The sequence below is a fragment of the Streptomyces alfalfae genome (assembly GCF_004127445.1).
GTDB lineage: Bacteria > Actinomycetota > Actinomycetes > Streptomycetales > Streptomycetaceae > Streptomyces > Streptomyces alfalfae.
The window spans coordinates 1-24,931 of record NZ_QEXM01000057.1 but is presented as its reverse complement, the minus strand read 5'-3'; the positions used below and the strand labels follow the sequence as shown (position 1 = coordinate 24,931).

Below are 24,931 nucleotides of genomic sequence, written 5' to 3'. Positions count from 1 at the left end.
CGCCTGACCAGCAGGGGAGCACCGGCGGACGGCCGGTCGCCACCCGTCGCGGGGTCGACGTCCGTGTCGGGTTCCTGCCAGAAGCCGGGCGTCGGCTGGTGTTTGACTGCGTCCATGACCACCACGCAGTCGGACAACGCCCGCCTCTTCCGCTCCCTGCACACCCCGGCCGCGCCTCTCGGGCTCGCCAACGCCTGGGATGTCGCGAGCGCCCGCGTCATCGAGGCCGCGGGCGCTCCCGCGATCGCGACCACCAGTGCCGGTGTCGCCTGGTCGCTGGGGTCTCCGGACGGTGACGCCCTCAGCCGCGACCGAGCACTCAGGCTGATCGCCCGGATCGCCGCCGCCGTCGCGGTGCCGGTCACCGCTGACATCGAGGGCGGATACGGCGAGGACGCCGCCGACGTCGCCGAGACCGTCACCGGGGTGCTCGCGGCGGGCGCCGTCGGCGTCAACATCGAGGACGGCGCCCGTCCCCCGGCCGAGCTCGCTGCGCGGCTGGCCGCGGCCCGGCGGAGTGCCGACCGGGCGGGCGCGGACCTGTTCCTCAACGCCCGTATCGACACCTTCCTCTTCGGTCTCGGCGACCCGGACACCCGGCTGAAGGAGACCCTGACCCGAGCGCGTCTGTACGTCGACGCGGGCGCGGACGGCATCTTCGTACCCGGTGTCACCGACGCCGCCACCATCACCGCGCTGGTCGCGGACATCTCCGTACCGCTGAACGTCATGGCCGGCCCCGGCGCCCCGAGCGTCACCGAGCTCGGTGCCCTCGGCGTGGCTCGCGTCAGTCTCGGCTCGGGCGTGGCGCAGGCCGCCTACGCCGCCGCCCGCCGCGCCGCACAGGACCTCTTCGGCGCCGGCGGCTACGACTCCCTCGGCGAAGGCATCGCCTTCCCCGAACTCAACTCCCTGCTCTCCGGGACTCACTGACCGCGTCGGGCGAGGCGGCGGTGCGCCGGGTCTCGGTGAGGTGGCTCTCGATGTACCGGGCGAGGATCAGCGGGTCCTGGGCGTTTCCCGCTTCGAAGGTGACACGGCGGAGGAGGGTGACTCCGCTGAGTGTGACGCCCTCGCGGGCGAGGACGAAGAGCAGGGCGAGGAAGGCCGACCGGGCGTTGCCGTCGTCGAACGGGTGGAAGAAGCAGATGTCGAGGTAGGCGCGGGCGGCCCGGGCGGTCAGGGGAAGGGGCCGCTCACCGTCCTTCGCGCTCTCGGCCAGGCAGGCGTCGAGGCGGGCGCGGGTGTCCGGGCCGATTCCGTAGCGCTCGCGGCCGCCTTTCGCGAAGGCGGGCGAAGCACGGAACAGCGGCGGCCTCGGCGTGTCCAGGACGTGCCGCTGCCAGCCGCGGAGCAGTTCGAAGTCGAGCGGGGCGCCGCGCGCCGCGTCGGACCGCATCCGTTCCAGAGCGGCGAGCAGGCCCTCGGCGCGGGCGGGGTCCACGGCGCCGTCGAAGGCGCGTATGTCCTCCGCGGCGCCGTCGCGGGAGGGGGGCAGGGGTGTGTCCGCGCCGCTGCCTGGGGCCTCCTGCCACGGCACGGCCGCGCGCACCGCGAGCCATCGCTCCAGATGGTCCGCCAGGGGTTCGGCGGAAGCTGTGCCGTCATCGGGCCGCAGTGACAGCGAGAGCCGCTCCGCGACGTCATCGACCAGGACGATGTCCGGGCCGGTCCAGCTCAGGAACCGCCCCCCGATGGCCTGGTCGACCAGGTCGCGCGCGGTGCCGGGTGCGATGCCCCATCGGCTGAGGAACCAGGTGAGCACCTGGCGGCAGTGCCCGTACCAGCCGCTGCCGCAGCCCGTACGGTCGGTCACGTGCAGGATCAGGTTTCGGGCCGCGCGTTCCCACAGGATCCGCTGGTCCCCCACATCGGCCAACTCCAGCGGGTACGCGTCGAACCACCCGGCCAGGCTCTCCAGCCATCCGCGCCACTCGCGCAGGGCGGCGACGACACGGGGGAGCGTCTCCTCCGGGGTGGTGATCGAGTCGCGCGGGCAGCACCAGTTCCCCACCGGACCTCCGTCGAAGTCCCCTTCGTCGTGCGCCCAACGCCAGCCCAGTGTCCAACGCCCGTAGCGCTCGACGAGGGCCTGCGACATGGCGTCGGCCCACAACCGGGCCTCGCCGTGGCTCCAGGCGCTCATCGCCGAGTCGGCGAACGGGATGTCCGGGCGGCTCGGAACACACCTGGCCGGTCCGAGCGCGTGCACCACCTGCGCTGCCGACACCTCGTCGAAGGGATGACGCGCGGGGTCCACCTCGTCCCAGTGCAGAAACTGAGGGGCCAGTTCAACGATCACCGCGCAAGCCTGCCACGTGCCCCCGGCACCCGTTCAACGGGATTTCCCGGGTCTACGCTGCCCACCCAGCGGCTTCCCGGATCTCAGCCGAAGACGTCCAGGTCGTCCAGCCAGGTGCCGCTGTCGCCGGTGGGGCGGGGCCGCACCGGGCACGGCTCAGGGTAGGTCGCCCTCGCGACCCTCGCGCGGACGATCTCCGGCCCGCCGCACGCCTCGACCGCGAAGGCGCCGAAGATCTTGGCGAAGGCCGCCGGGTCGCGGAACTCGACGCCGACCGCGCGCCCGTCGTGCAGCGGCACCCACACCACCCGGTCGAACCTGATCCACTCCAGCACCGGCTGATCGTCCGCGGTCGACCGTCCCTCCAACCACAGCCGCGCCACGTGCAGCAGGTTCACCTGCTCCATCGGCAGCCGCTTGCGCCGCACACGCAGCTCACGCGTCGTCAACGTGACCCGCTGGTCCTTCTTCGGATACCAGACCATCCCGACGCCGAACGGCCCCCACAACAGGACCCCGATCAGCGGCCAGGCGAGAGCATCGCCCCACGAGCGCAGCAGCGCACCGTCCAACAGGTACAGGACCCCGAAGACAAGAACCCACTTCGCCGTCATCCGCCAGAACCCCGTGCCCTGCCGGTACAGCACGCGCCGCTTCCCCGTCACCACCATGCCCGCAACGCTATCCGCCGCCTCTCACCTGCGGCGCGGGCAGGGGGCGGGGCGTTGGTCGAGGCCGGGGGAAGTGGCGGGCGCACTGGCCCGGCTGATGGCGCCCGGCCGGCGGTCGCAGGCGTCGGCGAGCACGCGGTCGAGGCCCGTGCACCGGATCTGGACGCTGCGGGAGTTGATGAGGTGGGCCAGCGGATCGAGCCGGGCTGCCGCAGCAGGAGCACGGGCTGAGGTGGAGGGGCCCGGGATCGGATCCCGGGCCCATGCGTCTGCCTCGGGACGTCGTCCCACGCGTCGGATCGTCGGTCCGCTGAAGTAGTCTTCCGGCCACCGCACACCGACTGGGGGGACCAGGCGAATTGACCGGCTTGACTGCTTTCCCGCTGCCTTTTCACACTTCTCGTTCCGCGGCGTTCGCGACACCCCGAACGCTGCGGGAACTGCAGATGACGCAGTGCAGCGCGCACATACGGGCGAAGCCCGGATGGTTCGACAAGATGCATGAGGACGACATCGTCGCCCGGTGGACCCGAGAAGCGATCGCCCAGGGGCTCACCGAAGCGCAAGTGCGTTACGTACTCGCCGAACTCACGCATTACGCCGCGCTCCGCGACGGACGTACCGGCATCGAGGTGTCCGCCGTCGACGGGGTGTGGCAGTCGGACACCCTGGTCGACGACGACCTCAGAGCCCGCCTGCGTGCGGCGGTCCGGGTCCTGGAGGAGGTCCCCGCGGCGGAACTGGACTGGCACCCCGGATCCGACGGTCAGGTACTGGACCTGGTGCACCCCTCACTGTTCTGCCTCGTGCGAGAGGTGAGTGGCGGGCCCGAGCGCGCTTGGCGGAACCCGACGAACCGCTATGCGAAGTACGAATTCTCGGAGAGGTTCCAGTGGTTGCCCACGGACGTGGACGTCAGTGACGACGGCGTCGCCGCCTTCCGTTCCCACGTCAACAACGTCCACCCCGAGAACCATCGCGAACTGGCCTCCGTCCTGCCGGACGTCTTCACGCGCATGCTTCCGCTGCTGGAGAATGTGCTCACCGATCTGCGCCATCCGCGGCCCCCGCGGATCGTGGCCGATCCTTACGGGTGGTATGACGCGGAGCCGGTGTATCCGGACAAGGCGGCCTTCAGTGACGAGGAGGCCTACGCGGAAGCCCGCCGTGTGTGGCATGAGGCCCTGGAGAAGTGGTGGGAGACCCGCCGCCCGGCCGTCCCCGACGCGCCGGCCTTCACCCCGCCCGAGCCGCCCGGGGAATCCGCCCGGGTGGACCTGCGCGGCCGCCGTCTCCAGGTCATCGTCAAGCTCGCCACCATCCACCTCACCCCGGACAAGCCCGAGTACGCCGGCGGTTCCTGGCATGTCGAGGGGATGCTGAACGAACGCATCGTCTCGACCGGCATCTACTACTGGGACAGCGAGAACATCACCGAGAGCGAGCTGGGTTTCCGGGCGGCACTGGATGACCCGGACTACGAACAGAACGACGACGACGGTCTGCGCGAGGTCTACGGCCTGGAGGACGAAGACGCGCTGAACCAGGTGCTGGGCTCGGCATCCACCCCGGCGGGCCGCTGTCTGGCGTTCCCGAACGTCCTGCAACACCGCGTCGGCTCGTTCCGCCTCGCGGACCCCACCCGCCCGGGACATCGGAAGATCCTCGCGTTCTTCCTGGTCGACCCGTCGGAGACGATCGTCTCGACCTCCGACGTGCCACCGCAGCAGCCATGGTCCCCCACGTCGACCATGACGCTTGCACAGGCCAAGGACTTCCGCGAGCAGCTCATGCAGGAGCGCACGTTCTTCGTCGACGAACACAACGAGCAGATCTACGAGCGCGCATTCTCCCTCTGCGAGCACTGAGCCCGCGGTCCGGCCGACCCCGGGGAGCCGAGCGCCTCGCTGCTCCGCTCCCCGCTGGTCGCCCACCCATGAGCTTCGCCGCCGGGCCCCCCTCATGGACCGCTCGGTCACCGCTTGACGCACAAAAGAGTGAGTGATTGAGTACTCACATGAAGACGGAACACCGGCAGCTGTCCACGGCCGAGGAGCGGCGCGAGACGGTATTGCGCACCGCCATCGGAGCCTTCGCGGCGCGTGGGTACTTCGGCACCACCACGACGGAGGTCGCCAAGGCCGCCGGCATCTCGCAGGCCTACGTCTACCGCCTCTTCCCGAACAAGGAAGTCCTGTTCAGCGCGGTCGTGGAACACTGCTTCGTCCGGGTCCGCGCCGCCCTCGAAGGCGGTGCGGCCAAGGCCAAGAGCAGCGCCCCCGAGGCGGTGCTCGCCTCGATGGGCGACGCCTACGCCCGCCTGATCAGCGACAACGACCTCATGCTGGTCCAGCTGCACGCCCAGGCCGCCGCGGTCTCCGAGCCGACGATCAGGGAGGCGGTCCGCGCGGGGTACGCCCGCACGGTCGAGTACGTCCGCAGCGCTTCGGGGGGCGACGAGGAGCAGGTGCAGCAGTTCTTCGCCACCGGCATGCTCTGCCACCTGCTCGTCTCCATCGACGCCGAGGCGGTCTCCGCACCCTGGACCCGCACCCTGTCCGCCGGGATCACGCACTACTGACACCTTCTGAACGGGCGACCGCAGTCCACGGAACCAGCGGTCGCCCTTTTTCAGCCCCAAAGAGTGAGTGGTTGACCACACATAGAACCGCACGGACCTCTGCCACGCACACTCCCGACCCGCCCGTGCCCACCCGCCCCTCTCGGAATCGAGGCCATGATGACGCGCAAGCCCTACCTGACCGGCCACTACGCCCCCGTCGCCGACGAGATCACCGCGACGGACCTGGCCGTCGACGGCGCCCTGCCGCCCGAGCTGACGGGCCGCCTGATCCGTAACAGCCACAACCCCAAGCCGGGCATCACCCCCACCCACTGGTTCAAAGGCAGCGGCATGGTGCACGGCATCCGGCTGAACCAGGGGCGCGCGGAGTGGTACCGCAACCGCTGGGTCCACACCCCCGCCCTGGACGGCGCTCCGTACCTGACCGACGAGGGCCCCGATCTGACGGCCAGCACGGCCGGTACGCACGTCATCGAGTACGGTGGCCGGCTCCTGGCCCTGTCGGAGGCGGCGCTGCCCTTCGAGCTGACGGCCGAGCTGGAGACGGTGGGCGCGTACGACTTCGGGGGCAGGCTCACCTCCGCCATGACCGCCCACCCCAAGGAGGACCCGGTCAGCGGCGAGCTGCACTTCTTCGCCTCCTCACCCTTCCCGCCGTACCTGATCCACCACGTGGCCTCCCCCGGCGGCCAGGTGCTCGACAGCCAGGAGGTGCCGGGCGCGAGCGCCGCGCTGAAGCACGACTTCGCCGTCACCGAGCACTACGTGGTCTTCCTGGAGGGCTCCGTCACCTTCGACCCCGGCGAGCACTCCGGAATCCCGTACGGCTGGAGCGACGCGCAGGCCTCGCGGATCGGTGTCATGCCGCGGGGGACGGGCGGTGCCCGGCAGATCCGCTGGTTCGAGGTCGGCCAGGGGTACGGCATGCACGTCGCCAACGCCTACGAGGACGCCGCCGGGCACATCGTCGTCGAGGGCCCCACGGTGGGCCGCGAGGGATGGCAGCGCTCCTGGAACTGGTGGGTGGGGGCCCCGGACCGCGGCGCCGAGCCCAACTCCGGTTCGCGCAGCCGCCGCTGGACCGTCGACCTGGCCGCGGGGGGTGTCAGGGAGCAGCAGACCGACGACCTGACGGTGGAGTTCCCCACCATCAACGACCACTTCGTCGGCAGTGAGCACCGCTTCCAGTACGCCCTGTCGTTCCCCGACGACCTCGGCGTCGGCCATCACGCCCTGGTGAAGTACGACCGCGCCACCGGCGCCCGCCGGCTGCTGCCCTTCGGCACCGGCCAACTGCCCAGCGAGGCGGTGTTCGTCCAGGCGGACGGCGCCACCGGGGAGGACGAGGGCTACCTCCTGACCATCGTGAGCGACCTCAACGCCGACGCCTCGAAGATGCTCGTCCTCGACGCCTCCGATCTCACCGTGCCGCCGGTCGCCACCATCCACCTCCCCCGGCGCGTGCCCGCGATGATCCACGGCTCGTGGATTCCCGACGCCGCCCTGTGACAGACCCGGACCCCACCCGAACACCCCGACCCACACCTGACGAGGAGCAACGCCATGCACGAATCCCAGGTCAACACCCCCACTGTCACCGAGGCGGTCCTGCCCGGCGTCGTCGAGCCGGAGGGCATCCAGGTGCGCACCCGGCCCCACCGCCCGGCCGGACCCGGGCAGGTGGTGCTCGCGATGGAGGCCGCCGGTGTCTCCTTCGCCGAGCAGCAGATGCGCCGCGGCAAGTACTTCGACCAGCCGCCTTTCCCCTTCGTCCCCGGTTACGACCTCGTCGGGTGGGCCGTCGACGTCGGCGCGGGCGTGCCGGGCGACCTGCTGGGGCGTCGCTTCGCCGCTCTGACCAAGACCGGCGCCTGGGCCAGCCACGTCGCCGTCGAGGCCGGCGACCTGACCGAGGTGCCCGACGCGGTCGACTCCGCCGACGCGGAGACCTTCGTGGTCAACGGCATCACGGCCTGGCAGATGCTCCACCGTCTCGCGAAGGTCCGGCCCGGCCACACCGTCCTCGTGCACGGCGCGAACGGCGGCGTCGGCTCCACCCTCGTACAACTCGCCCGCATCGCCGGCGCCCGGGTCGTCGGCACCGCGTCGGCCAAGCACCACGACGCCGTCCGGGCGCTGGGCGCCGCCCCCGTCGACTACCGGGCCGCCGGCCTGGCCGAGCAGTTGCGCACCCACGCCCCGCAGGGTTACGACGCGGTCTTCGACCACGTGGGCGGCGACAGCATCGTCACCTCGTACGACCTGCTCGCCGCCAAAGGCACCCTCGTCTCCTACGGGACCGCCTCGACCCGTGACGTCCAGGGCTCGTCCAAGGCTCCGGTCCTCAAGCTGTTCGCCCGTCTGATGCTGTGGAACGCGCTGCCCAACGGCAAGGGCGCCCACTTCTACAACATCTGGGCAGGACACCGCAGGCGCGGCTCCTTCCGCACCCGGCTGCGCGCCGACCTGACCGAGGTCTTCGCGCTGCTCGCCGCGGGCGCCCTCGCCCCGCAGGTCGCCGCGCGCGTCCCGCTCACCGAGGTCGGCGAGGCGGTACGGCTCGCCGAATCCGGCACGGTCGTCGGCAAGGTCGTCCTGGTGCCGTAGACGGCGACACCGCGGCGCCCTCCTCAGTCGGCGGCGCCTCGGCACAGAAGCCGCTGCCGTGGGCCGCAGGCCTGCTCCCCCACGGCACGCAGCAGCGCCCAGGCGGTGGCTTGGTTGGCGCTGACGACGGCTTTGCCGAGACGTTCTTCGAGGCGGGCAAGGAGGTCGTAGGTGGGCAGGGCGGTGCAGCTGATGAACAGCGCGTCCGCCTCGGCGTGGTCTCCGCGCACGACCGTGTCCGCTACCCGCTGCTCGTCCGCGGCGTAGACGTCCTCGACCGCGTCGAGGCCCAGCGGTGTGAGGGCCACGACGTCGAATCCGCAGGCCTCCAGGTAGGCGGCGAGCAGACGGTCCACCGGTTCCTGGTAGGGATGCACCACGGCCAGTCGGCGGGCGCCCACGGCGCGCAGGGCCTCGGTGACCGCGCCACTGGTCGTCAGCGCCTGCCGCGCGCCGAAGTCAGTCATCGCATCCCGCAACGCCCGCTCGCCGGCCACCCCGTCGGCGAAGCTGCACGCGGTGCACAGATACCCCACCGTCTCCGCCCCGCGTCCCACGAGTTCGCGGACAGGCTCTGCCAGCACGTCTGGCCTGCCGAGGCGGGAGACGAGCTCCAGATTGTCCCGGTAGGGCACCTCCCCGGTGAGGGTCACCGTGCACCGCACACTCGGCGGCAACCATCGCCGGAACTCCTCCTCACGCAGGAAATCGAAGGAGGCGACCACGCCGACATGTCGTCCGGTCGCGGGACCCGGGCTCCGTGGGGGCATGCCGACCAGGCTAACGGGACGCTGTCCTCAGCCGGAGATGAGGTCGCCGCCGACGGGGAGCCCGTCGACCTGGCCGCTGGTCACCACGGCGAGTTCGTAGTCATGGCGAGTGCCCTCCTGCCACTGTCCGCCGGCCAGCGGAACAGTGGCGACGTTGGCCACCGGACCCGCGGTCCAGTCGAGCACACCGACGATGGTCCTCAGTCGGCTGCTGCCCAGGGCGACGGCGAGGGAACGACGGTCGGTCGGGTCATCGGCGGTGGTCAGCGCGTGCGCCGCCACTTCGAACAGGGCGTAGGCCAGCCCGAGCGGCTGCAGCCACTGGCGTCCGGTGCGCTGCTCGTACGCTTCGGCCAGTTCGGCGGCGGTCATGCCGTCGAGGGACGAGACGTAGGGGTGGGCTGGTGTCCAGTAGGCGAGCGTTCCGACGCCCGCCTGGGCCGGCTGCCCGCCGGTGCTGGTGACCGACGGCGGGTAGGCCAGCCAGCGTGAACAGGTGATCAGGCGGGGCCGCCAGCCGCTCTCGGCGGCCTGGGCTCGGAACAGTGCCAGGTCCTGGCCGGTGGCGGCGCTGGTGACGATGTCGGCCTCGGCGTCACGGAACGCCGTGACGTGTGCGTCGAGCGCGGTGGCCGGTTCCCGGTACGGCTCCGGTTGCAGGAGATCGTGTCCGCGGGCGCGGGCCGCGGGTGCGAAGCCGTGCTCCGGGTGCCGGGACCAGGTGCCCTGCGGGCCGTCGTTCCACAGGCACCCGACCGTGTGCTTGCGGCCGTCCACCCGTTCCCAGAGGTCGGCGAAGGTGTGCGCGATGTCGTCGAGGCCCCAGCAGAAGTGGTACGTCCAGTCGAAGGGGCGGTTGTCGTCCGCTCCGCGGCCGTAGTAGTAGACCTGCCAGGGGAAGGCGCTGGACAGGCAGGGGACCCCGACCGCCTCGCACGCGTCCGCGACCGCCGGCAGCACTCGTGTGCCGGCCAGCGTCAGAATGATCTTGGCGTCCTCGTCCCGGACGAGTTCGTCCACCGCCTGCCGGGCTCCCTCGGCGCTGGAGCGGGTGTCCCGGCTCGCCAGCCGGATCCGGTGGCCGACCGAGCCCGCTCCGGCCAGTTTCTCTTCCATCAGGGTCATGGCGAAGTCCAACGGATCCCCGAGGTTCGCCAACCGCCCCGAACGGGCGACGGCCACCCCCACCGTGAGGACGCGCTCCCGCCCGTCGCTGAACTCGCTCATCATGCTCCCTACGAGGGCTTCGGTCAGGAACCGCCGCTGACGCACAGCTATGGCTCCCCCACGGGCCGAGGAAGCAAGAGCGCCGATCGAGTGATCCGGGCGCGCTACGGGGCGCGACACCGGTAGCGGTCGCTGCCGGCGTCCATGATCGAGCCCATGGAGACGCCCTACGCCTGCTATCTACGACTCCCCGATCTCCTCGGCCTCCAGCGGCCGCGTACGCCCGACAGGCAGCCGGGTCAGTGGGCGGACGAGCACTTCTTCATCACCGTGCACCAGTCGGCCGAGGTGCTGGTGAGCCAGGCCCTGGTGGATCTGCGGGAAGTCTCGCGACTCGCGCGTTGCGGCAGGCCGGCGGCTGCGGCCGGTTCCCTGCGCCGGGTCACGGCGCTCATGGACATGCTCGAGGCACACCTCGCACTCCTCGAACGCCTCGACCCCGGAGCCTTCGCCTCTTTCCGCCCGCTGCTCGAGAACGCCAGCGCGGCGCAGTCGAGCCAGTTCGCGGAACTGTTCCGGCGCATCGCCGCGCTGGACTGCCGTCCGGCGCGCGAGGCGAACTCTGCGGAGGCCGATGCGGGTGCCGGTGCGGAGGTGGATGCGGGTGGCGCGCACGAGGCGGAAGACCGGGAGGTGGCCGATGCGCTGTGGGCCCTGCGGGCGGCGGTCACCCGCTGGCGGACACGGCATCTGCTGCTCGTCGAGCGGATGATCGGCGACCGCCCCGGAACCGGCGGAACCTCCGGACTGTCGTACCTGCGCTCCCGGATCGACCTGCCACCGCACGAGTAGTCAGCGACAGCGACGCAGGAGAGCAACAGCCCATTGCGGAAAGTGGCTCACGCCGCACCGATGAGTTTCCGGGACGGAGCCGGTCTGCACCGGTATGAAGACTCACACACTTGAGACAGCCGGCGCGGACCTGGTCCATGACGTTCGTGGGCCGCTGCCGGCCGCAGATGGCCGCCCGCCGTTGTTCATGATCGGGCAGCCCATGGACGCCTCCGGCTTCGCCGCGCTGGCCGCGCGCTTCCCCGAGCGGACCGTGGTGACCTATGACCCGCGCGGGCTCGGCCGCAGCACCCGTAAGGACGGACGGGTCGACCACACGCCGCAGACCCAGGCCGACGACGTGCACGCCGTCGTCGAGGCGCTCGGGGTCGGGCCGGTCGAGATGTTCGCCAGCAGTGGTGGAGCGATCACCGCGCTCGCGGTCGTGGCGAAGTACCCGGCGGACGTGACCACTCTGGTCGCGCACGAGCCGCCGCTCATCACCCTCACGCCGGACGGCCCGGCGGCCGTGCGGGCGCGGGCCGGCGTCCGGGACGCCTACGAGAAGCGGGGGTGGGGAGCCGGGATGGCGGCGTTCGTGGCCATGACCTCGTGGCAGGGTGAGTTCACCGACGCGTACTTCGCACAGCCGGAGGCCGACCCCGCCGCGTTCGGGATGCCCACGGAGGACGACGGCTCACGTGACGATCCGCTGCTGTCCGACCGGTCGTGGGCCGTCAGCAGCTACCGTCCGGACGCCGAGGCGATCGCCGCCGCGCCGACCCGCGTCGTGATCGCCGTGGGCGAGGAGTCCGAGAACCTCCAGACCGGACGCACCTCCGTCGCGACCGCCGAACTGCTCGGACAGCGGGTATCCGTGTTCCCGAGCCACCACGGCGGGTTCTGCGACGGGGATTTCGGATACCCGGGCAAGCCGGACGAGTTCGCGCAGCGACTGCGTCAGGTACTTGACGGGGCCTCATAGACCGCCTGTTGACCGTGCGGACACCGGCATCCGGCGTCCGCTGTCTGGCATGAGGTGTCCGACATGGGGTGCCCGGCATGGGGTGCCCGCCGAACGCGGTCGGGGCCGCAGAGCGCGCCGAGTCGCGGAAAACCCGTTGCGCCGTCCCGGCCGCGGCACGACGGTGTTTCCGTGGCTGCGGCCGCAGCCACGTTCAGAACGGTCGTCGACCCAGCGCGAAGGACCTCATGTCAACCGTTGTCGTTGTCGGTGCGGGCATCGTCGGCTCCTCCGTGGCCTACCACCTGGCCCGTCGGGGCGTCCCGGTCACGCTGCTGGAGCAAGGCCCCGCACCAGCCACGGGAACCACCGCGGACGCCTTCGCCTGGATCGGCAGCGCGGGAGGTCACTGGCCCGGCGGGGCCCAGGACCTCCGTGAGTACGTCCTCGCGGACTACCGGCGTCTCGAAAGCGAGCTGCCCCATCTCACCGTCCGTCGGACCGGCTCACTGTCCTGGACCCGGGCGACGACCGAGAACTCCCGGCCGGGGGCAGGCCGGTTCCGTGTCGGCCGCAGTGAGATCGCAGCTCTGGAGCCCGGTCTCCGACGCCCACCCTCCCAGGCCGTCCACACTCCGAGCGACGCGGGGGTCGACCCCACGGCCCTGACCCGCGCACTCGTCGACGCCGCGGCCGCGCATGGAGCCACCGTGCTGTACGACACCGAGGTCAGCTCCTTGCGGCTGGCCGACGGGCGCGTCGAGGGAGTGCTGTCGTCGACCGGGCCCCACGCCGCCGCCACCGTCGTGCTCGCCGCCGGCACCAACGTCCCCGAGCTGTGCGAACCGCTGGCGACCGGCCTGGCCATTGCCGCCTCACCCGCCACCCTCGCGCGGGTGTCCGCACCGCCCGGCCTGGTCAAGACCATCGTGGACAGCCCTCACTTCGAGGTCCGGGAGGTCCGCGACGGAGAACTCTTGATGGTCGTGCCGCACCGGGCAGGCGCTCCGACATCGGTCGAGCAGGCAGTGCGGGAAGCATTCCAGCATCTGACGACGACGTTCCGGGGCAGCGGCCGGTGCCGACTGCTGGGCCATCACACCGGCAGACGCCCCATGCCCGCGCACGGACCCGTCATCGGGTACGCGACCTCGGACCGATCCCTCTATCTCGCGGTCATGCACTCCGCCATCAACCTGGCGCCCACGGCCGGACGGCTCATCGCGGACGAACTGGTGACCGGCAGGCCGGCCCCCGAGCTACGGCGCTGCCGCCCACGCGCCCACTGACGTCACAGCCTGGAGTCGGCCGTCCCGAAGACGAACCGTCCCTGTTTCCGCGTCCCCGCACCATCCATGCGGCAGCCGTCGCGACGATCGCGGACACCGCCCAGGCCTTGCCGGGCCAGGGCGGGCGCCCACCCCTGAGCCACCGGGGAAGGTCATGGCGTCGGTGTGCCGATCCGAAGCCGGTTGCCGTCAGGGTCGCGCAGTTCGATCTCGCGCGCCCAGGGAGCGTCATTGACCTGCGCTCCGAACTCGGAGGCGACGGCCTCGACATCACGAACGCGGAGGTAGACCAGAGTGTCGGGGCGGGCGTCGCCCTCGTGCTCCGACAGGAACAACCGCACCCCGCCCCGGGCGACCTCGACGAACGCGGGAAGGCCCGGTTCGAAGCGGTGTTCCCACTGCTTGGCGAAGCCCAGTCGCTCGTACCACGCGACAGCCGCCGCGGCGTCCTCGACGCGAAGAATGGGAATGACTTCCTCGTCCATGGCGCCATCGTCTCAGACTGGTTCCAGCCGGAGAGCCGGCACGGGCGAGCCCGCGAGGCCGAGGCTGGTCACCCCCGCCGTTCCGGGCTCAGGAGAACCTCGCTGCCGATGGGGGTGAAACCGCAGGCGAGGAAGGCGCGCAGGGAGCGGGCGTTGCCCGGGGAGACGGCGGCGAAGACCGGTTCGCCTTCCGGGACCAGCGAGAGGGCGTCGGAGAGGAGCGACCGTCCGTACCCTCGGCTGCTGTCCTGGGTGCGATGGAGTTCGATGCTCACCTCACGCCGCCCCGCGAGGCCGTCGGCCAGAGTGATGAGGCCTCGTTCGTCACCGTGGACCCGGACGTTGCTCCGCAGCCGTCGGGCGTGGCGGACGCGTGGATGGTCGTCGGCATCGGTCAGCTGCGCCAAGCGCGGAGGACCACCGGCGCCGCGGGCCGTGAGCGTGGCGTCGATGACGTCGATCCAGCCCGTGGGCCCGGCGAGGTGACGCAGGAAGTCCGCGGACAGCGACTCCCCGAATCCGTCCGGGCTCTGGGCATGCACGGCCTCGTCGGTCAGGGCCGTGGCGACGACGGCGTGCCCCGTAAAGGCGACCGAGCATTCGAGGCCCGCCGGCAGGGGCGGCAACACCGTCACGCGGCCGTCGGTCGGCGGGAAGCGGTTGTCGGCGGCGTCCAGGAAGAAGGCGAGGAGCGGATGCGGTTCACCCACGACGGGACTCCCACCGACGTGGCGCGGAGTTCCGGTCCGGCGGCAGGCAAGTGCCCGTACCGGTCGAATGGTTGGGGCTGATCATGCCGCGAGCGTACCGGTGTGCGCCACGAGGTGAGTGACCGCGCTCAAGACGTCCGCGGATGGTCTCCCGTGGTGCCGTCGAGGAGTTCACGCACGATGTCCATATGACCCGCGTGCCGGACGGTGTCCTCTAGCATATGGATGAGGACCCAGCGTAAGGACACCGTTTTGCCGTTCCAGGACGTCCCCAGGTCGTCGAGGTCCAGCTCGGCGATCGCCGCGTCTGCGGCTGCCCGAGCCCGCCCGTAGAACTCCACTATCTGGGTCGTGGTCTCCTCCGCGGCCACGTGCATGTCTTCGGTGGAGGGATCGAACCAGAACGGCTCGGCCTCGCGCCCGAACGTCGTGCAGAACCACCCGTACTCGACGGCCGCCAGATGTTTCACCAGGCCCAGCAGGTTCGTCCCCGACGGAGTCATCGGCCGCCGCAAGGCATCGCCGTCCAGTCCATCGAGCTTCCAGAGCACGGCGTCGCGGTGCCGGTCGAGACTGGCGTGCAGGCTCTGCTTCTCGCTGCCGGTGAACGGCACATCCTTGGTCATGCGCGGAACGTAGCAGCCGGGTCTGACAACGGCCCATCGGTCACGTGACCGTTCCACCGCCCCGAGCAGCGCAACCTTCCCCCTGCTCAGTCGGTCATGCAGGCATGATCCTCTCGTCCGAAGATGCCGGTGTCTGGGTTCTGCCCGTGGTGTTCTTGTTGGGGGTGGCCGCCGTCGCGCCGGTCGTCTGCATCGTGCTCGCCGGGCGGGTCCTCCTTCGTGTCGCGCGGTCCGCGGCCTCGGGTGACGCCTGGGCGGCGTTCACCCCCGGCACGTGGTTGCTCGCCGCGGGGTCGGCTGCGCTCGGCGCGGGGTTGCCGTTCTCCGCCTCGCTGCTCGGCAGGCCCGCCCCATGGGTCCACACCGTCAGCTTCATCTGTGGCTGTTTCGCCCTGGCCGCTGTGGCGATGTCGGGGCTCACGGCCGTCCTGAATCGACGCCTGTAGGAGGGTTCCAGGAGGGTCCAACCCGCGGACGAGGCGTGCCCGCAGCACCACAGCAGTCGTCGTCAGGGGCACCGGTCGTCAGGAACCCTCGCCGTCCCTCCGGGTGATGCGGGCGATCGCCTCGACGGTCAGTGCCCGGTCGTGGGGTTCGGTTTCCAGGGCGCGGTGGATGGACAGGCCCTCGATCATCGCGTCGAGCTGGCGGGCCGTCGCCGGGTCGAAGTGACGCTCCAGGGCGACGCGGCTGCGGCGCATCCACTCCCGGGTCAGCTCGCGGTAGGCGGGCTCGCGGGCGGCGAGCGTGTACAGCTCGTGGGTGAGGACGAGTTCGCGCTGGTTGCCGCCGGACAGATGGTGGACCAGATCGGCCACCGCCGTCCGGGCCTCGTCGGCGGTGGAGGCGGCGCCGAGGTGCTCCTCGAACACGGCGACGATACCGCTGGAGAAGCGGGTGAACGCCTCGCGCAGCAGTTCCTCCATGCCGCCGAAGTGGTACGTCATCGAGCCGAGCGGCACACCGGCGCGGGCGGCGACCTTGCGGTGCGAGGTCCCGGCGACCCCCTCCTCCGCGATGAGGTCGAGCGCGGCGGTGATGATGCGTTCCCGCCGCTCGGGGTCGTTCCGTCCGGTCGCCACGGTGCTTCCTTGCTTCTCTCTGTAGGGAACTGCTAGATCGAGCGGATCACCCGGGCCGGGTTGCCCACCGCGACCACATGGGCGGGTACGTCCTTGGTGACCACGGCTCCGGCGCCGATGACGCTGTTGTCCCCGATGGTCACCCCGGCCAGCACGATCGCGCCACCGCCCAGCCAGACATTGTCGCCGATCGTGATCGGCCCTGCGGCCTCCAGCTTGTCCCGGCGCGGCTCCGGCTCCACCGGGTGGGTGGGGGTGAGCAGCTGGACGTTCGGCCCGATCTGGCAGTCGCGGCCGATGGTGATGGGGGCCACGTCCAGGGCGGTGAGGTTGTAGTTGATGAACGTGTCCTCGCCGACCGTGATGTACGAGCCGTAGTCCACGAACAGCGGCGGCCGGATGTGGGCCCCGGCGCCGAGGCCGCCGAGCAGTTCGGCGACGACCGGCCGGGCGGCGTCGGGGTCCTCGGCGTAGGCGGCCAGGTACTGGGCGGCGAGGCGCACGGCCCGCCGCTGGGCCTGCGCGATGTCGGGGTCGTCGGCGATGTAGAGGTCTCCGGCGAGCATCCGCTCGTGGTTCGTACGGGGGTCTCCCGCGAAGTAGTCGGTCATGGGTACGATCGTACACTCGGAGCGTACGGTCGTACGCTCCTTGTCTCGGCCGACCACTGCGTTCTGCCCTGTCCGCTCTCCGTCTGCTCCCGATCGCTCTTGCTTCTCTTCGTGTCCGTCCTCGATCCGTCTGCTGAGGCCCCGCTGTCATGGATGCCGCTATACGCCGCTGGCGTGCCGCTCTCTTCCTCTTCATGCTCGCCGCCGGTACCGGCATGGCCTCGTGGGTGGCACGCACCCCGGCGGTCAGGGACGGTCTCGACGTGTCCACCGGCGTGATGGGCCTGGTGCTGTTCGGTCTTTCGACCGGCTCGATGGCCGGCGTCACGGCCTCCGGCCCTCTCGTACGCCGTTGTGGGGGCCGGGTGACGATCAGCGCGGGTGCGGCGCTGGTCGTCGCGGGGCTGCTGGTCGTCGCGGCCGGCGCGAGTCTGTCGCTGGCGGCCGGGGTCTTCTGCGGACTGGCCCTGTTCGGCGGCGGTTTGGGGATCGCCGAGGTCGCGTTCAACATCGAGGGAGCGGCTGTCGAGAGCATCATCGGCCGGCCCGTCCTGCCGGTGCTGCACGGCTGCTTCAGCCTGGGCACCGTCGTCGGGGCGCTGCTGGGCATGGCGCTGACGGCCGTCGCGTTTCCGGTCGGATGGCATCTGACGGCCGTCGCGGCCCTCATCGCCGCCGTCGCCGTACGGGCCGTCCTGTCGCTCCCGCACGGTACGGGCAAGAAGACCGCCGGGGACGACGACTCCCCCCGGCGGAGCGGCGGGCCAGGACACCTGCGCGTGTGGCGGGACCGGCGGCTCCTCCTCATCGGGGTGATCGTGCTGGCCATGGCCTTCGGGGAAGGCGCCGCCAACGACTGGCTGCCGCTGCTCATGGTCGACGGCTACCACGTCAGCGCCACCGCGGGATCGCTGACCTTCCTGGCCTTCGCCGCCTCAATGACGCTGGGCCGATTCGCGGGCGGTCCCCTCCTGGAGCGCTTCGGCCGGACCCAGGTCGTCCGGATCAGCGCCGTGACCGCCTCCCTGGGTCTGGTGGTGGTGATCGTCTCGCCCAGCCCGCTCATGGCGGGCGCCGCCACGGTGCTGTGGGGGCTGGGCACGTCGCTCGGCTTCCCCGTCACCCTGTCGGCGGCGGGCGACCACCCGCACGACGCGGCGGAGCGCGTCGGCGCCGTCGCCACCGCGGGATACGTCGCCTTCCTCGTCGGCCCGCCCGCCCTCGGCTTCCTCGCCGACCACATCGGGCTCCGCCTCACGATGACCGTCGTCCTCGCCCTGCTGGTCGTCGCTTCCGCGCTGGCGGGAGTTCTCGGCTCCGGCGGTCGCGCCGAAACGGCCGCAGACACGAAGGCGCAGCCCATGTCGAGCTGACCTCGCCGCTGCTCGCCTTCCGGAGCCGGGGCAGGCCCCGGACACCCCGACGCCGCCTGCCCTCTCGGCATCGACTGTGCGAAAATCGCCGGGCCCGGGGGCGGGCCGGCCACCGCCGCACGTCCGGTTCCGCGCGCACCCGAAGCGTCTCCGCAGTGTCCCCGAGGCCCCCGAGGTGGCGACGTGACGACAGCACCGCAGCACGGCCGGTCCCGGCGTCCGCCTCTGCCGCGTGGGTGGCGGCGGCTTCTGGCACGGCTGCCCATCGGCCTCTACCGGGTCGGCCTCGGCCCGGTTCTCGGGGGACGCCTGCTGTTGCTGCACCACACCGGCCGCACCAGCGGCCTCGACCGCCGGGTGGTCCTGGAGGTCATCGCCCACGACGCGGAGCAGGGCACCTGGATCCTGGCCTCCGGCTTCGGACCCAAGGCCGCCTGGTACCAGAACCTGCGCGCCACGCCGCGGGCCCGCATCCAGTTCCGCGACCGCCGATACGCCGTCGCCGCCCACTTCCTGGACGCGGACGAGGGCGGCGAGATCATGGCCCGCTACGCCCGCGCCCACCCCCGCACGGCACGCCGTCTGTGCGCCTTCATGGGCTTCGAGGACGACGGCACCCTCGGCTCCTACCGGCGAGCCGGTCGGCACATTCCCTTCGTACGTCTGGAAGTCGTACGAAGGGAAGACACTGCCGGTCGGTCTCTGCGCCGGCATTGACGCACACCCATGTGCGGCAGATCGACGCGGCGCGTGCGCTCGTGGCGAACCGCCCTAGCGTGCGAGGCCGTTGCGGTGGGCGATGGCCGCCGCCTCCGTGCGCGTCGTCGCGCCGAGTTTCGCCAGGATGTGGGAGACGTGGACGCCTGCCGTGCTGGGCGAGATGTGGAGGCGTTCGGCGATGCGGCGGTTGCTCAGGCCCTCGGCGATGAGGGCGAGCACATCGTGTTGGCGCGGGGTGAGGCCGCCCGTGCCCGGGGCGGGGCCCGCGGCCAGGGCGATCTCGCGGGTGAGGGGGGCCGCGCCGAGCGTGGCGGCCAGTTTCGCCGCCTCGTCCAGCAGGGTCCGCCCACCGTCGCGGTCTCCGCCCAGGAGCGCGGCCTGCCCGCCGTACAGCAGGCTCTGCGCCAGTTCATAGGGCTGGCCCAGCTCCCGCCACGCGGCGATCACCTCGTCCCAGCCGGTGTCGTCGAGCAGTGCGTGCAGGCACATGCGGAGTGCCTGGTCGTACGCCCCGTCGTCCCCGACACCGAAGACGCGGCCCATGGCGGCCAGTTCGGTACGCCGAGCGGTGACCGCGGGGCCGTGCGCGTCGCCGCGGGCCCGCTGCACCAGCGCCCCGGTGATCAGCACGGGGAGGGAGTCGACGCCGTGCAGTTCGGCGAGGCCCGGGTCGGCGAGGGCGCGCCCCAGCAGTCGGTCGGCGCGTTCCGGGTCGCCCTGGGCGAGGGCGAGCAGGGGCCGCCACCGGTACTGGTGGTACATGGAGACGTCGTGCGGGGCGTCCTCGGTCTCGACGAGCGCGGCCTCCGCCGCCCGCAGATCTCCGCGCATCAGGGCCAGTTGACCGGCCATGGAGCGTAGGACCTGGTCCTGTACGGGAGGCGGGCTCTGGGTCAGCGCCTCGTCGAGGAGCGCGGTCGCCCGCTCCCACTCACCGGTCAGGATCAGTGCGCGTACGGCGTAGGAGGTGAGCGCGGCGCCTCTGCTGAGGCCGAGGCCGAACCTGCGGGCACGCCGGGCGGCGGCGAGTGCCGTGTCGATCGCGCGCCGGTACTCACCGTCGCGGGTGTGCAGCGTGGCCTCGTACATCGGCACGGTCAACAGGAGGTCGTACCCCTCCAGCCGTTCGGCGAGGGCGCTCGCCTCCACCAGCGCGTCGAGATCGCGGTGGCGGGCGCCGCGGCCCAGCAGACCGCGCACGGTGACGGTGGCGTCGCCGGTGCGCCGCCCGACGCGCAGCGCCTCGTCGAACGCCCGCTGCCCCGTGGCGGAACCCGGGAGCAACCCCATGGCCAGTACTCCGAGCACCCTGCCGCGCTGGGTGTCGTCGGGATCGTCGGGCAGCAGACGCAGGGCTCGTTCGAAGTCGGGGGTGCCGATGGAGTTCAAGCGGTGCAGCAGCCTGCCCCGGTGTTCCAGGAGCAGAGCGACACGCTCGGGGGCGCGGTGCTCGTCGAGGAGGGCGAGACCGGCGGTGGCGTGCTCGACGCCGCGCTCGTAGTCCCCGCTGAACATGCATGCTTCGGCCGCCTCGGTGCGGACGCCCCCCAGATCCACGCCCGCCCGCGCGCCCGCGTCGGGGGTGCGATCCCACCAGTCGATGACGCGTTCCAGCATCTGGACCTGGTCCTGGTACGCGTAGGAGCGCCGCGCCTGGCCCGCCGCCCGGTACGCGGCGACGAGGGTGGACGCGTGATCGCCGGCCGCTGCGGCGTGCGCGGCCAGTTCGGCGTAGGCGTCGCCGGTGCTCAGGGCTTCGGCGTACCGGGCGTGCAGCCGGGCGCGCTCACCGGGCAGCAGGTCCTCGTACACGGCGTGGCGTATGAGCGCGTGCCGGAACGTGTAGCCGTCGCCGTCCGGGACCAGCAGCCCGTGGTCGACCAGGACCCGGATCAGGGCGTCCAGACCGTCGCCGCTCTCGTCGGCCAGCTCCTCCAGCAGGCGGTGCGCGATCCGGCTGCCTCCGGCGGAGGCCAGGCCGAGCAGGCGGCGGGCCGGGGCGGGCAGTGCGCGCGGAGCTTGCAGGAGCAGCTCGCGCAGGCTGTCCGGGGTCCCCTCCTCCGCGTGGGCGAGCGCCTCGACGAACAGGGGGTTGCCGTCGCTGCGCCGGTACACGTGGTCGAGGGTGGGGCCGTCCGGCACCGCGCCGAGGATCGCCGCGAGCTGCCGTCCGACGTCGTTACGGCCGAGTCGGGGCAGGCGCAGGGTGGTGGTGCGCGGGCCGCGGACCAACTCGGTCAGCAGCGGGTCCAGGTGATTGATCCGCGTCGCGTCCGGCCGGTAGGTGGTGACCAGCAGGATGCCCGGCTGTGTCAGGTTACGGGCGAGGAAGGCGAACAGTTCGCGGGAGGCCGCGTCCGCCCAGTGCAGATCCTCGACGATCACCATGAGCGGGCGCCGAGCGGCGGCCTCCTCGATGAGCGCGAGCACTTCCTCGTACAGGCGGTGCTTTCCGGTGTCCGTGTGCGGGTGAGGTCCTCCGGAGCCCGTGTGCGGGTGAGGTCCTCCGGGGCCCGTGTGCGGGTGAGGTCCTCCGGGGCCCGTGTGCGGGTGAGGTCCTCCGGGGTCCGTGTGCGGGTGAGGTCTTCCGATGTCCGTACGCGGACGGCGCTCCCCGGCGTCCGGCGCGCTCGGCTCGCCCAACCCGGGGAACCAGCGCGTCAGTTCCCGGTACTCACGGGCGCTCGCCGTGGCGGCTCCGTCCTTGGCCAGCCGGCGCAGCACCGCGACGAACGGGGCGTACGCGAAGCCTTCTCCCCCGGAGCTCGCGAACTCCGTGCAGGCGCCTTCGACGACACGTACCGGCTCGTTCAGCAGGCCCGGCTCGATCCGCTCGTTCCGCTCGTTCCGCTCGTTCCGCTCGTTGAGCGAGCGCGTGAATTCGGTGAGCAGCCGTGTCTTCCCGATCCCCGCCTCACCGGCGACCAGCGCCACGGCAGGTCCGTCCCGGATCGCCGTGCGCATCGTGGCCGCCAGCGTCTCAAGGGCCTCATCCCGGCCGATGTAGACCGGACTGGCCACACGGTCCACCCGAAACGCCACCATGACGAGCAGCATAAACGCTGTCCATAAATACCGAACCCGCCGGATGCGGCGGGGGTGTTTACCCCGCGACGGTAGACGCATGACGACGACTGAACGCCCCCACGCCTCCCCCCGCTCCCCCCGCCCCCGGCATCCGTTGCGCACCATCGAGGCCCATGAGTTCGACGCCTGGGCGACCATGGTCACGACGACGTACGGCCAGGACTGGCGGGACGGGGCCCTGCGCAACGCCGCCCACACCTTCGAGCCGGAGCGGACGCTCGCCGCGTACGACGGTCCGGACATCGTCGGCGGCGTCTCCGTCTACGGCCGCACGCTGACGGTTCCGGGCGCGCTCGTCCCGGTGGCGGGCATCACGCTCGTGGCCGTCCTTCCCACGCACCGACGCCGCGGCATCCTCACCTCGATGATGCGTCGGCAGCTCACGGACCTGCACGCCTCGCAGGGCGAGCCGATCGCCGCGCTCAACGCCGCCGAAGCCACCATCTACGGCCGTTACGGCTACGGCGTCGCCAGCCACCTGGCGGCCGTCGACGCCGACAAACGGGCCATGCGCCTGCGCCCGGACACCGACTTGGGCTCCGGCAGCATCCGCCTCCTCGCCCCCGCCGCGGCCCGTCCGCTGTTCGAGAAGGTCTACGACCAGGCCCGTCGGCAGACCGTCGGCTGGGTCGACCGCACCGAGAAGTACTGGAACGCCCGCCTGCGTGACGACGTCGAACTCTTCCGCGACGGTGCCACGGCTCTGCGCTTCGCGGTGCACACCGAACCCGACGGCGCGGCGACCGGCTACGCCCTGTACCGCTCCCGGGGCGACACGGTGCGGCTCACCGAACTGGCCGCCCTCACCACCACCTCGTACGCGGCCCTGTGGAACTTCGTGATCAACCTCGACGCCCACAGCCGGCTCACCTATGACGCTGCCGTCGACGAGCCGCTCGGACACCTCCTGGTCGACCCGCGCCCCACGCAGGCCACAGTGGTCGACAACCTCTGGGTCCGCCTGGTGGACGTGGACCGGGCACTCACCGCCCGCCGTTACGCCACCGCCCTGGACGTCGTCCTCGATGTGGAGGACGACGTCTGCCCCTGGAACGCCGGCCGCTACCGGCTCAGCACGGACGGCGTGGAGTCGGTCACCTGCGAACGCGTACGCGGCGTCCGCCCCGACCTGCGCCTCTCGGTCGCCGAACTCGGCTCGGTCTACCTCGGCGGCCCCACCCTCGCGTCGCTCGCCGCGGCGGGCCGCGTCGAGGAGCTGCGCCCCGGCGCGGTGGCCGCGGCGTCGGTCGCGTTCCGCGGCCGGCGGGAGCCGTTCCATGTCTCGGGCGCCGCGTTCCCGGCCTTCTGACGCCCGCACCGGCGCGCCCCCATTTCTGGTCGGCGCCGCTCCGGCTGTGCGCCTGGAACCCTAGGAGGGGGCCCCTCACCATGCGTCCGCACGAGTGCTGACGCATGGGCGTCGTGCGTGGGCGAGGCGTTATGGGGCAGGTGAGCCGCGACGGCCAGGGCGTAGGAGGATCGCGTGTTCGACGGCTTCGAGTTGACGCGGTGTGAGGGAGAAGGCGTTCGTCTACGAGTGCGGTACGGCGGCCGCGGCCCCGCGGTGCTCCTCCTGCACGGCCATCCGCGTACGCACGCGACCTGGCACCGCGTCGCCCCGCTGCTGGCGGCGGCCGGTCACACCGTGGTCTGCCCGGATCTGCGCGGCTACGGCGAGTCCGACAAGCCCCCGACCGACGAGCGCCACAGCCCGTACTCCAAGCGTGCCATGGCCGGTGACTGCCTCGCCGTCATGCGCCGCCTCGGGCACGAGCGGTTCGCCGTCGTCGGACACGACCGGGGCGCGTACGTGGCCACGCGGCTCGCCCTGGACCACCCGGAAGCCGTGTCCGCCCTCAGCGTCCTGGACGCCGTCCCTCTCGGAGAGGCGCTACGCCGCTGCGACGCGACCTTCGCCGCGAGCTGGTGGCACTGGTTCTTCCTCGGACAGACCGAGAAGCCCGCCGAACGCCTCATCAACGCCGACCCCGACGCCTGGTACCGGGCCACACCCGAGCAGATGGGAGCCGAGGCGTACGAGGACTATCGACGCGCGATCCATGACCCTGCCACCGTGCACGCCATGTGCGAGGACTACCGGGCCGGTCTCGGTGTCGACCGGGAGCACGACGATGCCGACCGGCACGCCGGCCGACGCGTCACCTGCCGGCTACAGGTGCTGTGGGCGACCGATGACGACATGGCCGACCTCTACGGTGACGTGCTGAGCGTGTGGCGTGACTGGGCGGTGGACCGCCCGACCGGCGGCCCGATCGCCTCCGGGCACCACATCGCCGAGGAGGCGCCCGAGGCGCTCGTCACCGCTCTGCGGGAATTCTGGCGGAGCACGTAGAAGCACGGGCGAGGTGCGGAGACACCAGCCTTCTCCTCCTCCCCTCCCTCCCGCGGCCCTCTCGGACGCCCCCACGTTCATACCCGCCGAGAGACAGCCGCAGGTGACCCGTCGCGTCGTGAGGGGCGGCAAGAGGGGGGAGGGTCGATGGAGGCCTCAAGTCATGACGACTTCCGGGAGTTCGTGGCAATGCGGTCCACCGCGCTGCCGCGGCTTGCGGTGTTGCTCACCGGGGGCGGGTGAGTCTCAGTGGGCCCGGTGGACGCTGACGGCGTAGCCGCCGCCGTGGTAGGGGTCGGCGTCCCACGTCGCGAAGCGGTCGGCCAGGGTCAGGCCGGCCGCGGCGCAGTGGGCGTCGTACTCGGGCAGGGTGATGGTGGGCGGCACCGGCAGGTGGGCCGCGTCCAGGCCGAAGCCCGCGACCAGGAGGCCGCCCGGACGCAGGGTCGCCGCCAAGCGCCTGACAACCTCCGCCTCGGTGCCGGGCGCGAGGAGCGGGAAGATGTTGCCGGCGGCGACCACGAGGTCGAAGTCCGCCGCGATCCGCAGCTCGGCCGGGTCGAGCGTGGCCAGATCGGCCTGGGCCCAGAGCAGTTCCGGCGCCTGTCTGCGCGCCACGGCCAGCATGGACGCGTCGCGGTCGACCCCGACGCAGTCGTACCCGAGCTCCGCCAACCGGATCATGACCCGGCCGGTGCC

Annotated in this window: 25 protein-coding genes; 13 read left to right on the top strand and 12 right to left on the bottom strand. The window is 71.8% G+C overall.

Annotated elements, in window-relative coordinates:
• Nucleotides 1-114: 114 nt before the first annotated feature.
• Entirely contained in the window at nt 115-933 is an 819-nt protein-coding gene (locus DCW30_RS34785) for an isocitrate lyase/PEP mutase family protein (protein ID WP_076687889.1), read from the top strand.
• On the opposite strand, the gene DCW30_RS34780 is transcribed toward DCW30_RS34785, so the two are convergent.
• From DCW30_RS34780 to DCW30_RS34770, 3 genes are all read right to left on the bottom strand, one after another.
• On the bottom strand, nt 905-2,302 hold the full coding sequence (locus tag DCW30_RS34780) for a Fic family protein (RefSeq protein WP_076687887.1): 1,398 nt from the start codon (nt 2,300-2,302) through the stop codon (nt 905-907). The genes DCW30_RS34785 and DCW30_RS34780 overlap by 29 nt on opposite strands.
• Before the next feature lie 83 nt (nt 2,303-2,385).
• Nucleotides 2,386-2,973: a hypothetical protein gene (locus tag DCW30_RS34775; RefSeq protein WP_076687885.1), complete on the bottom strand. Its 588-nt coding sequence runs from the start codon at nt 2,971-2,973 to the stop codon at nt 2,386-2,388.
• Nucleotides 2,974-2,997: 24 nt separating this feature from the next.
• Nucleotides 2,998-3,264, bottom strand: a complete 267-nt coding sequence (locus tag DCW30_RS34770; protein WP_123985640.1) for a hypothetical protein — start codon at nt 3,262-3,264, stop codon at nt 2,998-3,000.
• A gap of 68 nt (nt 3,265-3,332) precedes the next feature.
• Here DCW30_RS34770 and DCW30_RS34765 point away from each other — a divergent pair, with 68 nt between their 5' ends.
• The 4 genes from DCW30_RS34765 to DCW30_RS34750 all read left to right on the top strand — a co-directional run bounded on the left by DCW30_RS34765 (nt 3,333) and on the right by DCW30_RS34750 (nt 8,164).
• A complete protein-coding gene (locus DCW30_RS34765) occupies nt 3,333-4,841 on the top strand; it encodes a DUF4246 domain-containing protein (RefSeq protein WP_076687883.1) in 1,509 nt (502 codons plus the stop codon).
• Nucleotides 4,842-4,990: 149 nt separating this feature from the next.
• Complete coding sequence (locus DCW30_RS34760; RefSeq protein WP_076687881.1) at nt 4,991-5,554, top strand: TetR/AcrR family transcriptional regulator; 564 nt, start codon at nt 4,991-4,993, stop codon at nt 5,552-5,554.
• 156 nt (nt 5,555-5,710) lie between these two features.
• Nucleotides 5,711-7,066, top strand: coding sequence for a carotenoid oxygenase family protein (locus tag DCW30_RS34755; RefSeq protein ID WP_076687879.1), 1,356 nt, complete (start codon nt 5,711-5,713; stop codon nt 7,064-7,066).
• 54 nt (nt 7,067-7,120) lie between these two features.
• Nucleotides 7,121-8,164, top strand: a complete 1,044-nt coding sequence (locus DCW30_RS34750; protein ID WP_076687877.1) for a medium chain dehydrogenase/reductase family protein — start codon at nt 7,121-7,123, stop codon at nt 8,162-8,164.
• Between the two features lie 23 nt (nt 8,165-8,187).
• Here the strand turns inward: DCW30_RS34750 and DCW30_RS34745 are convergent, their stop codons facing one another.
• On the bottom strand, nt 8,188-8,934 hold the full coding sequence (locus DCW30_RS34745) for a maleate cis-trans isomerase family protein (RefSeq protein ID WP_076687874.1): 747 nt from the start codon (nt 8,932-8,934) through the stop codon (nt 8,188-8,190).
• A gap of 27 nt (nt 8,935-8,961) precedes the next feature.
• The gene (locus tag DCW30_RS34740) at nt 8,962-10,206 is read right to left on the bottom strand and encodes an ABC transporter substrate-binding protein (protein ID WP_241743568.1); all 1,245 of its coding nucleotides are present in this window, start codon (nt 10,204-10,206) and stop codon (nt 8,962-8,964) included.
• A 111-nt stretch (nt 10,207-10,317) separates the two neighbouring features.
• Here DCW30_RS34740 and DCW30_RS37775 point away from each other — a divergent pair, with 111 nt between their 5' ends.
• The 3 genes from DCW30_RS37775 to DCW30_RS34725 all read left to right on the top strand — a co-directional run bounded on the left by DCW30_RS37775 (nt 10,318) and on the right by DCW30_RS34725 (nt 13,185).
• Nucleotides 10,318-10,953: a tryptophan 2,3-dioxygenase family protein gene (locus tag DCW30_RS37775; RefSeq protein WP_162933606.1), complete on the top strand. Its 636-nt coding sequence runs from the start codon at nt 10,318-10,320 to the stop codon at nt 10,951-10,953.
• A 94-nt stretch (nt 10,954-11,047) separates the two neighbouring features.
• Nucleotides 11,048-11,917 (top strand): alpha/beta fold hydrolase, encoded by an 870-nt coding sequence (locus DCW30_RS34730; protein ID WP_076687868.1) that lies wholly within the window; start codon nt 11,048-11,050, stop codon nt 11,915-11,917.
• Between the two features lie 227 nt (nt 11,918-12,144).
• A complete protein-coding gene (locus tag DCW30_RS34725) occupies nt 12,145-13,185 on the top strand; it encodes an NAD(P)/FAD-dependent oxidoreductase (protein ID WP_076687866.1) in 1,041 nt (346 codons plus the stop codon).
• 152 nt (nt 13,186-13,337) lie between these two features.
• On the opposite strand, the gene DCW30_RS34720 is transcribed toward DCW30_RS34725, so the two are convergent.
• The 3 genes from DCW30_RS34720 to DCW30_RS34710 all read right to left on the bottom strand — a co-directional run bounded on the left by DCW30_RS34720 (nt 13,338) and on the right by DCW30_RS34710 (nt 15,006).
• Complete coding sequence (locus DCW30_RS34720) at nt 13,338-13,670, bottom strand: glyoxalase superfamily protein (protein ID WP_076687864.1); 333 nt, start codon at nt 13,668-13,670, stop codon at nt 13,338-13,340.
• A 68-nt stretch (nt 13,671-13,738) separates the two neighbouring features.
• A complete protein-coding gene (locus DCW30_RS34715) occupies nt 13,739-14,380 on the bottom strand; it encodes a hypothetical protein (RefSeq protein WP_076687862.1) in 642 nt (213 codons plus the stop codon).
• 128 nt (nt 14,381-14,508) lie between these two features.
• The gene (locus DCW30_RS34710) at nt 14,509-15,006 is read right to left on the bottom strand and encodes a DinB family protein (protein WP_076687860.1); all 498 of its coding nucleotides are present in this window, start codon (nt 15,004-15,006) and stop codon (nt 14,509-14,511) included.
• A gap of 104 nt (nt 15,007-15,110) precedes the next feature.
• Between DCW30_RS34710 and DCW30_RS34705 the strand changes: the two genes are divergently transcribed.
• On the top strand, nt 15,111-15,452 hold the full coding sequence (locus DCW30_RS34705; protein WP_076687858.1) for a hypothetical protein: 342 nt from the start codon (nt 15,111-15,113) through the stop codon (nt 15,450-15,452).
• 78 nt (nt 15,453-15,530) lie between these two features.
• On the opposite strand, the gene DCW30_RS34700 is transcribed toward DCW30_RS34705, so the two are convergent.
• The gene (locus tag DCW30_RS34700; RefSeq protein WP_076687856.1) at nt 15,531-16,088 is read right to left on the bottom strand and encodes a TetR/AcrR family transcriptional regulator; all 558 of its coding nucleotides are present in this window, start codon (nt 16,086-16,088) and stop codon (nt 15,531-15,533) included.
• Nucleotides 16,089-16,120: 32 nt separating this feature from the next.
• Entirely contained in the window at nt 16,121-16,699 is a 579-nt protein-coding gene (locus DCW30_RS34695) for a sugar O-acetyltransferase (RefSeq protein ID WP_076689762.1), read from the bottom strand.
• A gap of 149 nt (nt 16,700-16,848) precedes the next feature.
• Between DCW30_RS34695 and DCW30_RS34690 the strand changes: the two genes are divergently transcribed.
• Both DCW30_RS34690 and DCW30_RS34685 read left to right on the top strand, forming a co-directional pair.
• Nucleotides 16,849-18,072 carry an MFS transporter gene (locus DCW30_RS34690; protein ID WP_076687854.1) on the top strand — a complete coding sequence of 408 codons (1,224 nt, stop codon included), beginning with the start codon at nt 16,849-16,851 and terminating at the stop codon, nt 18,070-18,072.
• 183 nt (nt 18,073-18,255) lie between these two features.
• Nucleotides 18,256-18,789, top strand: coding sequence for a nitroreductase family deazaflavin-dependent oxidoreductase (locus DCW30_RS34685; protein WP_076687852.1), 534 nt, complete (start codon nt 18,256-18,258; stop codon nt 18,787-18,789).
• 54 nt (nt 18,790-18,843) lie between these two features.
• Here DCW30_RS34685 and DCW30_RS34680 read toward each other — a convergent pair whose 3' ends face one another.
• Nucleotides 18,844-21,837 (bottom strand): helix-turn-helix transcriptional regulator, encoded by a 2,994-nt coding sequence (locus DCW30_RS34680; RefSeq protein WP_162933605.1) that lies wholly within the window; start codon nt 21,835-21,837, stop codon nt 18,844-18,846.
• Nucleotides 21,838-21,916: 79 nt separating this feature from the next.
• Between DCW30_RS34680 and DCW30_RS34675 the strand changes: the two genes are divergently transcribed.
• Both DCW30_RS34675 and DCW30_RS34670 read left to right on the top strand, forming a co-directional pair.
• Nucleotides 21,917-23,188 carry a GNAT family N-acetyltransferase gene (locus DCW30_RS34675; RefSeq protein WP_076687848.1) on the top strand — a complete coding sequence of 424 codons (1,272 nt, stop codon included), beginning with the start codon at nt 21,917-21,919 and terminating at the stop codon, nt 23,186-23,188.
• Between the two features lie 174 nt (nt 23,189-23,362).
• Nucleotides 23,363-24,232, top strand: a complete 870-nt coding sequence (locus DCW30_RS34670) for an alpha/beta fold hydrolase (RefSeq protein WP_076687846.1) — start codon at nt 23,363-23,365, stop codon at nt 24,230-24,232.
• Nucleotides 24,233-24,478: 246 nt separating this feature from the next.
• On the opposite strand, the gene DCW30_RS34660 is transcribed toward DCW30_RS34670, so the two are convergent.
• A partial coding sequence (locus DCW30_RS34660; RefSeq protein ID WP_164992607.1) for a class I SAM-dependent methyltransferase occupies nt 24,479-24,931 on the bottom strand: 453 nt, incomplete at its 5' end.

Excerpts from the sequence above, each read along its gene's own strand:
- DCW30_RS34785 (WP_076687889.1), top strand. The coding sequence starts at position 115 with ATGACCACCACGCAGTCGGACAACGCCCGCCTCTTCCGCTCCCTGCAC.
- DCW30_RS34775 (WP_076687885.1), bottom strand. The coding sequence starts at position 2,973 with ATGGTGGTGACGGGGAAGCGGCGCGTGCTGTACCGGCAGGGCACGGGG.
- DCW30_RS34760 (WP_076687881.1), top strand. The coding sequence starts at position 4,991 with ATGAAGACGGAACACCGGCAGCTGTCCACGGCCGAGGAGCGGCGCGAG.
- DCW30_RS34755 (WP_076687879.1), top strand. The coding sequence starts at position 5,711 with ATGATGACGCGCAAGCCCTACCTGACCGGCCACTACGCCCCCGTCGCC.
- DCW30_RS34750 (WP_076687877.1), top strand. The coding sequence starts at position 7,121 with ATGCACGAATCCCAGGTCAACACCCCCACTGTCACCGAGGCGGTCCTG.
- DCW30_RS34745 (WP_076687874.1), bottom strand. The coding sequence starts at position 8,934 with ATGCCCCCACGGAGCCCGGGTCCCGCGACCGGACGACATGTCGGCGTG.
- DCW30_RS37775 (WP_162933606.1), top strand. The coding sequence starts at position 10,318 with ATGGAGACGCCCTACGCCTGCTATCTACGACTCCCCGATCTCCTCGGC.
- DCW30_RS34730 (WP_076687868.1), top strand. The coding sequence starts at position 11,048 with ATGAAGACTCACACACTTGAGACAGCCGGCGCGGACCTGGTCCATGAC.
- DCW30_RS34725 (WP_076687866.1), top strand. The coding sequence starts at position 12,145 with ATGTCAACCGTTGTCGTTGTCGGTGCGGGCATCGTCGGCTCCTCCGTG.
- DCW30_RS34720 (WP_076687864.1), bottom strand. The coding sequence starts at position 13,670 with ATGGACGAGGAAGTCATTCCCATTCTTCGCGTCGAGGACGCCGCGGCG.
- DCW30_RS34710 (WP_076687860.1), bottom strand. The coding sequence starts at position 15,006 with ATGACCAAGGATGTGCCGTTCACCGGCAGCGAGAAGCAGAGCCTGCAC.
- DCW30_RS34705 (WP_076687858.1), top strand. The coding sequence starts at position 15,111 with ATGATCCTCTCGTCCGAAGATGCCGGTGTCTGGGTTCTGCCCGTGGTG.
- DCW30_RS34695 (WP_076689762.1), bottom strand. The coding sequence starts at position 16,699 with ATGACCGACTACTTCGCGGGAGACCCCCGTACGAACCACGAGCGGATG.
- DCW30_RS34690 (WP_076687854.1), top strand. The coding sequence starts at position 16,849 with ATGGATGCCGCTATACGCCGCTGGCGTGCCGCTCTCTTCCTCTTCATG.
- DCW30_RS34680 (WP_162933605.1), bottom strand. The coding sequence starts at position 21,837 with ATGGTGGCGTTTCGGGTGGACCGTGTGGCCAGTCCGGTCTACATCGGC.
- DCW30_RS34675 (WP_076687848.1), top strand. The coding sequence starts at position 21,917 with ATGACGACGACTGAACGCCCCCACGCCTCCCCCCGCTCCCCCCGCCCC.